Here is an 11,245-nt window from a genome sequence, read left to right as displayed (position 1 = left end):
TAAGATAGGCGTCGATGCCTGATACATCAGACTCGTTAGTCAGTTGTGAGCTTTGATTGGATAATTTCGATTCATCATGATCTTCAACCAAACCATCAAACATAGCCCTGTCAACACGCCCTTTTTGATACCGAATTCTAACCCTATCTCCAATCTTAATGCTCGTCTTATACTCTGCGGGCTGATCCTTAAACCATCCTTCAACATCCATATAAGCTACATATAAATTTGTTAAGTTCCTGTTGTTCACACGGGTATCAGATTCTTCCACTTTAATCACTTTACCCTCAGTGTATTCGTTAGCCACCAGATCAACGTACAAGCCCTTAATTAATAAATAAAGAATAAATAAAATCACCAACTCGCCCAAAAAGCCTAAGTATGGGTTAAAAAATTTATACTTATTCATATTATCAACAACACTCATACGGCTATCCCACTGCCAATCGGGAAAACCAACATCCCACAACTCACTTGCACCAAGAATAAAGGCGTATAGAAACGCAACAATCGGGATAATTCTAATCATGCTCAACTCATAATATAAATTTTAGCTTTCGATATTTTACTCGCACCATAATCAACGACTTTTGTATTATATTTTTCAACTACTGTGCTTAATTTCTTTAAGTTCGTAGATCGCTCTGTAATATCTACAGCTTTTCCTATAGTCACCTGCCCTGCAAAAAATGTTTCTACTTTCATACCAACCATCGATGCAGCAGCAAATCCGTTCATCAACTCAGTTTTTTGACCAAATACGCAAGATGAATCATTCGCTGTTTTAAAAAAGCTTTCATTTCCAGTTAGCGTTGCTTTTTTATCAGAGGTCATTTCTATCAAACTAATCTCTTTCGCGGCTGTGCAAGTAGCCGTATAGCTCCCTGCAGCGATTATGGTTTCAGTTTTATCTCCTGCTAAGTTTTGAATAACTTCCGACTTTTGACCATTTATTGTTATAGAAACATCTCCTGTAATATTATCAAAAACATTACCTGTAATATTTTTCTTTATTTCACCATAATAAGTCTCAGTCGTATTACCCTTCCTCTGGAAGGTGTAGTCCCCATCATGGCCTTCGGAATGGACGCCTTCTATGTATTGGTATGTGTCACCAAAGTTCTGAGTAACAAGGGCTTCATCAGACCATCCCGATGGCAAGGAAGTACCTTTCTTACCATTTTTCGAGGCGTCTAAGCTGGCATTGTTTTCAACATAGCGTCCACCATAGTTAAAGGTCGAGTGAATACCACTCTGCTCTGCTCCCTGCGCCCATGTTGAATGCGTACCGGTTTGATAATAGTAAGTGTTTCCGAAATCTTTTCTGACAATCCCAGCCTTCCTTTCATCTTTAAGGCCATCATCAAATATACCGTGCGTTACTTTTTTCTCATCGTCGAGAATCTTTCCACTGAGATCATAAGACTGTTTCACATGCCATGGATTTTGATCAGCAACAACATGATTCTCTTCAAACTTTGCGCCAAAGTTAAAGTCTGCATTTCGACCGTACTTGAAATTTGTACCAAGCACTCTTGTATATTCATCGCCATATCGCTCATAGATATGGTCGTACCCCGGTACATAGTTACTATTCTCTACATTGAGGGTTCCATCGGGATTCAACCGCGGAATCATATGCTGAGATGAATAACTTTTAGCCTCATCAGGATCGATAACTGCACTTATATAGAGAGCCTGCTTAGATTTAAGCGCTTCCATATACAGTGTCCCATCCGTCCGAATAGACGCATGATGTGGGCGTTCGTTATTAACCGGGTAACGCAGTGACTGTGAGTTTTCCAGTGCGCTTTCAATGTATGGCCGATCGGGGTTGCCGTCGACGAATGCGATCTGAACTTCGGTGCCTGGGGTCAATGGCATATCAAAGTGGTTGGTATGTGCAGTGTGGCTGGCGCGACGCATCCAGCAGGATACTTTAGGGTCTTCGCCTTTTAAGAAGTCAAAGATGACCTGGTAATGACCAGACGCATCGCGTTGTGCGATGCCGCTGTTTTCTTCTGCGGAATACACCCGTGCTGTGGTTGAGATTGCCCGGGGCTTATTGTCGCGTTCGTATTTAGGGCGGAATACGATTTCTTTTGGAATCGCGGTAAAGGTGGCTTCGTAATAGTTACCGCCTTCGCCATCGTCTGCACGATGGCTGTTGTCCAGGTTGGATGCCTGGTGCTGCACGCTGGTAATCAGGATTTCTTCCTGGCCGCCATCCGGTGTGCTTACCAGCAGTGAGAAACCCGGCGCCAGGCAGGGAATGCCGGATGTTCCATGGTATTTGACAGACTGGCACTGGTATTCGTCGAGACGGATTTTAGCAATGGTATCCGCCTCGTCTTTGTCGTCACAACCTTCGCTGACAAGGTGAACACAGTTCTTTTCGTCAACTTCACCGGCGGTGCCTTCAAAATGCAGGCTTGCCTGTTCCGGGTTAATCTCAGATACGATCACCCCAGCCGGTACGGCATGGAAGGATTTACGCAGTGTACGCACAGTATTAAAGCTGGTGTTCTTATTGTTGCTCAGATCCAGCTTAGCTTCAGCGATCAGACCCGGCTCGCAATGCTCATCATCAGCAAAGACCATTTTGCCATTCTGGGTATGATCGAAGTAGTAATAGATCCCCCAGTGACTGGCCAGTCGTGAGATAAATGAGAAGTTGGATTCAGCATACTGGCAGACAAAGGCCTTCTGCGGGTAGTCCGCGGTCAGGCTCATACCGTAATCGACCTGAAGGTCCTTGCTTAACTCTTCTTCCAGAATTTCATTTGCCTTCATGCCGACATAGATGTCGTAAGACAGATTGCGGGTCTGACGGGAGATGGTCGGCACCAGGCTTGCCCGGTAATATTTGTGGGTGGCGGAGCCGTGATATTCTTCTTCGATAGACTCCAGCATGCCGGTCACGCGGTAGTCGATCTCCTCTTCACCAACCGGGCCTGCGATGTTGAGTGACGCGTTTTCTGTCAGGATGCCGATAAAGTCGATATCAGCAACATCTTCGAGCTTAACTTTCAACATCAGGTCGAATTTGAACAGTTTCGACAACTCTTCCCGGCCGCTGTAGTTCACCAGAGTGAACTGGCTTTGGTAACTGTCGGTCGAGAACGAAAAAAGAATATCTGCCATTTTTAAAAATCCTTATTTTTACAACATCCGTCGTAATTCATAGATCGTCGAATTCGCCGTTAATCCCTAACGACTTCCCACTCAAGTGCATCGCCCAGAGTTCGGCTGGTCTCGAGATTGTTCGTGAAGTAATAATCGCCGTTAGTGGGTCCGCTTCCGTTAGGGTTAAAATAGTGAAACAGCACGTTATTCCGGAATGACCATGCATCGAACGAGTCGTATCCGGAGCCTGACTCTGGTCGTAACATTGCCTCAGCTACCAAATCACTCGAGAAGCGGGATAAGCAATAGTCTTCACCCAGATAGGTGGAGTAAATACAGCGCGAATCAGTTTCGATATTGTATGACCAGTAGAAGCGGTCATCGGTGTCACAGGTTTCCAAAGACGGGTAATAATTTCCATTAGTGTCAGCAACTTCAGGTCTTGAAAGACAGACTGTCTGGCCTCCCTGAATGGTGCGTAAACGGAATTTGGCAGGAAAGCTGCGTACATACAAAGCATAAGCCGTTCGGGTTCCCGCAACAGTCAAGGCGGAAAGTGGCAATACCGCCGTAGTACCATCGGCAATGTTTACCGCAAACACCCCGTCAACGCTCCCTTCGCTAAAATGAGGCGTACGGCTGATCAGGTAAGACGTAGATGGCGAGCTGATGCCGCCATTTTCCAGCCAGTAACGGATGATGTAATTGTTACCGAACAGTGAATAAACCGGAGTGGATTGGCCATCAACGGTTGAGCCCAAGGGCGCAACATATTCTGTCAGCAACATCAGCTCTTTCAGGGTTGGCAGGCGATAGCCTGCCACTGAGTCTCTGCCCGCGACTGTTGTATCCGGAGCGCTGTTTGCTGTTGAAAAGTTTAATAAACTTTCGAGAGTTGCCACGTGACTTTCCACGTTAATTACAGAAAATCGGGCCCATTGAAGAGTGTTTACTCCGTCAATCAAGTAACAACTGATATTCATAATATCGGCAGTTACACGATCTTCGTTCTCCTCAGGGTAATATACACCTCGATTGCAATCTACAACCTCCGACGCTGAAGGTATTTCAGCCAAAACCGAGTTATAAATTAAAACAGAGGAAATGAGAAATAATACTTTCCTACATATTTTGGTAAGCATAAAAATTCCTTTTTTATAATTCCATTATCAGTATATAAGAACCGCGCCAACACTTTCCGAGTCATTCAAACTAAAGGCACTATCCATAACTCCAAAAACACCCGTTGCAGTACTGTAATCACGATGATGAGCAATCCCCAAAGTTGATCCGTCACGGCTTAAGCGCGGCCAATAGCTTACGAATGGATTGTCATAACTCGGGCTTTGAATATAGGTTGACTGCTGCCATTCATTGCCCTTGTTTTCAAAAATGTAAAAAGAACCTCCGTTTGGTGTTGAGATGCTCTCATCATTAGTGCCGGGCAAAATACCAACCTCATCGGTTTGATCACCATATGCTGACACCGCCAGAATATCACCATCCCCACTCAAACTGATTCCAAAGCCAAAATTATCTCCATCCGATGCATTACTGGCTTTCAGATAGGCTTGTTTCGTCCATGTTGTTCCTGATCTTGTATAGATAAACACCGCACCGACATCGCTTCCAGCTTCATTTTCCTGATCACCGTTAATATCGCGCGCCCGACTCGTATCGCAATATGCACCGGTTGCCAATACAGTGGCATCGCTATTCAAAGCGACCGATCCACCGAAACAACCATTCACTTTCAGATAATCAGACTGCAGAAATGTATAGTCACCCCAATTGCCATTATTATTTTCGTAAATGTACACAGCCCCTGATCTTGACATATCGTTATCAGATTCGTCTCCGGTTACACCACTGTCTACACCATTAGCACCAACAGCCAAGTATCTTCCATCTGGTGTTAAATCAATACTTTTGCCAAATACATCTGAAGCGTCCTGATAATCAGGCTTCAGATACGCTTTTTGCGACCAAGTACCGGAAATTTTCTCAAAAAGGTAAACCGAACCTGCATAGGTACCAACGTTATCACCCGCTTTGTTGTAGGGATCTTTCAGCGCACCAATAGCAACCAACGAACCATCATCACTGATATCAATATCGGCACCAAAGCCATCAGTTTCACTGGCGTTATTTTCCTCTGACGTTAATATTCCTGTTAGCGTCCAGCTACCAGCGACCAATTGATAAACATAGGCTTCAATACCGGTATTACCATACCCGGCAGCACCCACAGCAATGGTGCTTCCATCAGCGGTCATGGCGACCGAAGAGCCAAACCAGGCATTTTCAGTTACTGTCGGCGCTTTAATATAAGCGGTCTGTGTCCACTGCCCTGCATCATCTTTATCAAACACATACACAGCACCGGAGTCAGATACACTGTTATCCGATTCAGATACACCGTTGCCATCTTCTTTCGGTGCGCCATAGACCATGCGGCTGGCATCCGAGTTAAACGCTGGACGGAATGCGTGAAGATAATCAGCTGAATTCGTATAACCGTCATCCTCCTCTGCATTACTGGCCTTAAAGTAGCCTACCCCGGCGTTGATATCAGCCGCATCGCCTGCGGTATTGGTGACGTTCATTGTCGTTGATGATGTACAGCCAACATCATTGCAGCTTTCAATTATGTAGCTGGCACTGTGGCGCAGAAAAACGGGCATTTCAAAACTGGCGCTTTGTTGTGCAAAGCCGTCTGCATTGGCGGCTGTGGTCTGGGTGATATTGCTGCCCAGTTGAGAGAAGCCAGACTGGCCATCAGGGTTTTCCAGGATACGGTAGTAGTCGGTATCGGCCACTTCCTGCCAGGAAAAGGTAAAGGTTTTTATCGCGCTGACGGTTAACTGTGGCGATACGGCAGAAGGCGCAGATGGTTCCGGTGTGGACGAACCACCACCGCCGCCGCCACCTCCACCACCGCAGGCGACAATCGCTGCGGTCGCCAGAGATACACAACCGAACTTAAGAGATGCTTTGATCTTATGGTCTGTCATGATGATATTCCTGAGTTAATTCTGTAAATTCTTGCGCTTCAGGTTCTTACCTTACGTCGCCTTTGCGCAGCGGGTATTTCTACCCGTTGCGCGATTTTCTGCTTTTAATCCAACCACTATTTATTAGGGCAGATTTTCAACTTCTATATCTGATCCATCTGTCGGAGAAATAGTACAGGTAACTGCACCTGTCGCTGTATTCACCAGATAGTACCCTTCTGTCATCAGTACAGGATCTGTATCACTGCACTGGGTTGACGTCAGATACGATGTGTCATTAAAAAATGCGTTTTGGCCCAGCTTCTGATATTCCATTAAGGAAAGTACCTCTATCAAAGACGGTGTGAAGGCATTGACTGACATGGCTCCACAGGTTCCTGAGGTATTCCAGATAAGGCCGGTGTAGTTATCCTGAACGCAGCCATACACTTCTGGAGCGGTTAAGTTACCTGCAACGAGAGTATTCAGTATGGGAGCACCAGCTGCAGTGAAATAGGTGTAGCGATTTTCCATATATCCTGCACGTGCATATTCTTTATCCGCCGATGGCGCGGATGAGTCAGAACAGCTGTCCAGACTGCCATCGTCCTGAATACATTGACTGATGCCAGTACCCGTAATGTTTTGATTTTCGTTATCCAGGAACAGTAACGGAGATGGCACATAACCGTCACCAAATACATCACCATCGGCTACAGACAGGTTAACCAGCAGCCATTGATTCAGTGTTTGCAGGTTGTCCTGTGCCGCGGTGACTGTAAAGGATAACGTCGATCCTGATGATTCCGCGATCCCGAACGTAAGTCCTGATTCAACGTAGTCTGAAATCAGTTGCTCAGGGTCACCGATTTCGGAAGGCCTGATGAAACATTCCATATCGGAGTAATCTGCTGAAACATTGGCAGTCGAATAGCCACTGCAGTCGATATCTTCAATGTCCATGGTAACGGTCAGTTGAGTATCACTATGGAACTGGTAATTGCCGGACAGATTAATCGTAAAATCTCCACCCTCGGCAACATAGCCCGAGACAGTGACAGTGAACACATCATTGTCTGTAATAACTATCGTCTGATCATCTGGCAGTGCGATGAAACTACTGACGGAATCCATAAAACTGCCATCGACACTTGCTTTAAAGGTAATACAGGTAGTTTCATTTAATTCAATCAGGCTATCGTCAGTAGCCGTCACCGGAGAAAAAGACGCCTGAGTAACGGCTGTGCCTAATTCAATAGTTCCTAATTTAGCTGTACCGAGGTTGGTATCTGATGAAGCAGCCGTTCTTACCGTACAGGACGTCACATCTGACAGTTTAAATGTCACTGCGGGCAAGTTGCTCGCTGTTTTTTCTCCGTCCCAGTTCAGAGAATAAATGATGGATCCCCCTTCACCGATGGTGACGGTATTACCAGAGGATGTTCCACCGGATGACGACACGCTTATATCCAGAACATCATCATTTTCAATGATAAATGATGCCGTTCCTAATTCAGCGCCCGCTGTAACCGCAGGATTTAAGTAAGCACCATTGCTGTCAGCCGATAATGCTAAGGTGTAAGTAACTACTTCATCTGGCTCGACCAGCGAATCACCTAAAACTTGCAGGCTATAATCGATGCTGACCGGACTTGACTCGCCCCTCAGATCAACAGTAAGCGGCGATGAACCAAGCCCTGATATAAAGTCACCGCTTTCCTCATCTCCACAGTCACCGCCACCAACCGCTGCACAGGCAACGGAAAGCACAAGACTGAAGTCATTCACGTTATCGGCTATTTGTTGCCCCGGAGTTAACGCCAGCGTCAATGTTGCCGCAACGAAGCTACCCGAATTTCTTTCCAGTGCAGAGCTGCTACTCAGCGATATAGCCGGAGTTAAATAGTCATCATTAACTATGGTGTAACTGAAGCTTTTAAGCGTCGAGGAATCAAAATCCGGATCGACATAATTGCTGATATTGGTGCCGTCCAGACTGAGCGTCAGCGTTACAACTTCGTCCGGCTCTGTGATGGTGTCACCCAGAATCGTCAGGGTAATGGTCTTTTCTGCAGTTGATCCGCTGAGATCAAATTCACTGTCTGAAAGACTGTAATCCGTGTCCAGGCCACCCGGTGTGCCACAACCGGTTGACTCATCCACCTGACAGGTGTCGGTGATTGTCAGATCCAGATCCACGTTACTTGCAATAGCAGCGCCCAGATTGATGTTAATATCGACATCATTACTTCCGCTGCCTTCATTACCGCTCGAATTTGTGCTGGTAATGGCCGGATTAATAAAGTCATCGTTCTCAATGGTGATGTTGAGCGATTTGCCGTCCACTTCACTGTGATTAAAGATAAAGTCTTCGCTGCCAGCACTTAAGGCAAGTGTCAGTGTGCCGGTTTCATCCGGCTCAACGATGCTATCGTCGGTAAAGGTCAGCTCTATTGCTGCGCTTCCGATGTTCAAAGTCGTCAGGTCAATCAGATCACCTGCCGTAATCGAATAGTCCGTACCGGATGTTGCACAGGCTGACGTTGTATCCGCACAGCTGCTCAGACTTGCAGCCAGAGTTACGGAAAAGCCTGAAAAATCTGCACCGCTGTGCAGGTTGTTGCCAGCACTGTCTACCGTTGTCAGGCTAATGGTGTAAACACTGAGGGCTCCCGCTGACTCTTCTGCGGATATTTCACTATTCACCACTGCAGGTCCTGATGACAGGTTTACCCTCACCAACTCGTCATTGAGAATGGTACCGCTGGCGTCAGCATTTGCAGAGTAAGAACCAATACTGGTTGCAGGACTGCAGCTCGTCGCATCGCCACTGGCGCAAACACGGAGCGCCATTGGGTAATCCCCCGGAGCGCTGCTATAAACGCTGGCCTTAAAGCGGACGACAAGTTGTGCTGTTTCATTCTGTTCGACTACTGAATCGTCAACGATCAGGGAGCCAAGGAGATGCTCTGTGGTATCACTGAGTGCAAGTTCGGTTAAGCCCGAGACATCTACAGCTGCCGCCAGTGAAGCAAAAACCTCAAGAGCATCTGACGAGTCAGCCGGATCAAGCGGTGCGTAATCACTTTCATTGGTATCACCAAAGATGCGCGCATACTCCACAGCAGTATTCGCTGCCAGTGTCTGGCGAATACGGTAAACCGTAGCAGCATTGGTATCCGTGCTGCCGCTCTGTGCTGCCTGGCTGCCGGCATCAGCCAGTTCTTCATAGGCGCTGAAGCCAATGATATCGACGTAGCTGATGTCGTTATTCTTTACCGTCAGATCGAGATCATTCGATTGCTCAGTACCAGCCACGGCGGAGAAATCAGCAGAGCTTAATGTCGCCTGCAGCGTGACGGTTTCATCACACTCAACCAGATCGTCGTTCTCTGGCGTAAAGCGCACACGGTAGCGGCTTGCTCCTTCCGCAAAGGTGCCTGAGTGCTGTAATTCATATTCGTCTTCTTCAAGCAGAACGCCGCTGGCAGTCCAGTTACAGGAAGCCGCTGTACTGACTGCTGTGATATTGATCGCATAATTCTGCAGTGCCGAGCTGGCACCTGAACCACCCAGTACCAGATAAAGATGATATGGCTCTGACTCGGTAACATCCGCACCGTTTGCCGATGGATCATCACTGATTGCTGTCGCCAGGCAATGATCTGTTCCGGCAAACGAGCCGTCTTCACAGATATTGATATTGCCGCTTACATCAGCCAAAGGATCCGAAGCGCTCTCATCTCCGTCGTCGTTAACGCGCGCCCAGCGTACTGAGGGCAGGTCGTCGTCGATTATGGTGAAGGTGTAAATAATCAGCTCACCGTTCTGGCGCTGCAGCTCGTTGCCGCTTTCATCAAAGATCTGCAGGTAAAATTCTTCATTACCTTCTGTGACGTCATCGCCGTTCAGGGTGAAGGAGATCTGATTTTCCCCGCTGCTGATGCCGTCACCAACACGTATTGTGCCGGACGTGATAACAGAATCACCGGCCGGGGAGATGAAATCATCAAGCGCTGCTTTGTTATTGCCACTGCCTTCTACAAACAGGCTATAGCGGAAATCCTGAGCATTACCGTTCTGCCCCTCAGGGTAGGTAACGGTGATCGTCTGCGGATTGTTGGTGTCGCCTTCAACAATTGCCAGAGAGTCATTCACTCCCCCTGTTACTGTTACGTCAAAATCCGGGGATTCATTATCGCGGATCAGTACATAGGTAAAACCAAACTGTGCGCCTTCATCATTCGAAAGAAGGAAGCCAAGCACCTCCGTACCTTCGAGTTCGGAGTCATCCCGAATGCGGATCGTCGCGGTATATTCCCGTGGTGACGAAGAACCACCGGTTTCAGGCAGAATGGTAATAACTCCTGATGTCGGATCGAAGTCGTCTTCATCTGCCAGGGCCGCTTCATCGGGATACTCATAACTGTCGAGCGCGATCAGCTGATAGGTTAAATCAAAGGCTTCTGTGACTGAGCCGGCGAAATCCGGATGTAATGTAAATGTCACATCAAACTGGTTGTAGCCTTCACTGTCCCGTGCGGAAAAATTCTCAGAAACCGCAATTGGCCGGCCAGCATTAATTTCGAAGGTAGGAACATTTCCGGAACCCGGAACATCATCGGTACGGATATACGCCGTTGCGCTTTGTTCCATACCCGACGCATGTGTGACTGATAACGTCACCGCCTCATCCGGCTCGACATCAGTATCACCAAAAACAGTCACGGTTACGGTTTTTGTTAATTCGCCACGGGTAAAGACGACCTCTTCATTAACAGGACGGTAATCTTCATCCGCTGTCGCAATGCCATTACCAGTTTGACTGACAGTCGCAGCGTTAAGAACAAAGTCATCTATCGTACTTTCGGATAGTGTGATGGTGTAAACCAGATTGGAGGTACCGTTATCCACTTCTGTGACGTCTGTCGCAGTTACGGTATAAGAAGGAAAATCGTCGTTAACAATTTTTCCGTAAAGTCTTGTCAACTCTTGTCCATTTTCGTCGGTAATTAAGACACCAAAATCTTCATCACCTTCGATACGCTCATCGCCCAACACTTCAACGATAATGGCGTATTCTGTCCCTTCTTCAACGGTGTACTCTCCGACTAAGGGCACGAAAT

Annotated in this window: 5 protein-coding genes; all 5 read right to left on the bottom strand. The window is 47.0% G+C overall.

What is annotated here, in order from left to right; genetic code table 11:
- A partial coding sequence (locus tag B2Z72_RS05550) for a hypothetical protein (protein WP_297004322.1) occupies window positions 1-529 on the bottom strand: 529 nt, incomplete at its 3' end.
- 2 nt (window positions 530-531) lie between these two features.
- Window positions 532-3,144, bottom strand: a complete 2,613-nt coding sequence (locus tag B2Z72_RS05545; RefSeq protein ID WP_296983757.1) for a type VI secretion system Vgr family protein — start codon at window positions 3,142-3,144, stop codon at window positions 532-534.
- 59 nt (window positions 3,145-3,203) lie between these two features.
- Complete coding sequence (locus B2Z72_RS05540) at window positions 3,204-4,268, bottom strand: hypothetical protein (RefSeq protein WP_296983756.1); 1,065 nt, start codon at window positions 4,266-4,268, stop codon at window positions 3,204-3,206.
- Window positions 4,269-4,295: 27 nt separating this feature from the next.
- Complete coding sequence (locus B2Z72_RS05535) at window positions 4,296-6,140, bottom strand: FG-GAP repeat protein (RefSeq protein ID WP_296983755.1); 1,845 nt, start codon at window positions 6,138-6,140, stop codon at window positions 4,296-4,298.
- Between the two features lie 123 nt (window positions 6,141-6,263).
- Window positions 6,264-11,240, bottom strand: coding sequence for a Calx-beta domain-containing protein (locus B2Z72_RS05530; RefSeq protein WP_296983753.1), 4,977 nt, complete (start codon window positions 11,238-11,240; stop codon window positions 6,264-6,266).
- Between the last annotated feature and the right edge of the window lie 5 nt (window positions 11,241-11,245).

The organism is Thalassolituus sp. UBA6592 (genome assembly GCF_002433655.1).
In the GTDB taxonomy this organism is placed as follows: domain Bacteria; phylum Pseudomonadota; class Gammaproteobacteria; order Pseudomonadales; family Oceanobacteraceae; genus Venatoribacter.
The sequence above is the reverse complement of the archived record's forward strand: the minus strand, read 5'-3'. Positions and strand labels throughout refer to the sequence as shown.

What these genes read in the sequence shown, in the direction of transcription:
- B2Z72_RS05545 (WP_296983757.1), bottom strand. Translation starts at nt 3,144, where the DNA reads ATGGCAGATATTCTTTTTTCGTTCTCGACCGACAGTTACCAAAGCCAG.
- B2Z72_RS05540 (WP_296983756.1), bottom strand. Translation starts at nt 4,268, where the DNA reads ATGCTTACCAAAATATGTAGGAAAGTATTATTTCTCATTTCCTCTGTT.
- B2Z72_RS05535 (WP_296983755.1), bottom strand. Translation starts at nt 6,140, where the DNA reads ATGACAGACCATAAGATCAAAGCATCTCTTAAGTTCGGTTGTGTATCT.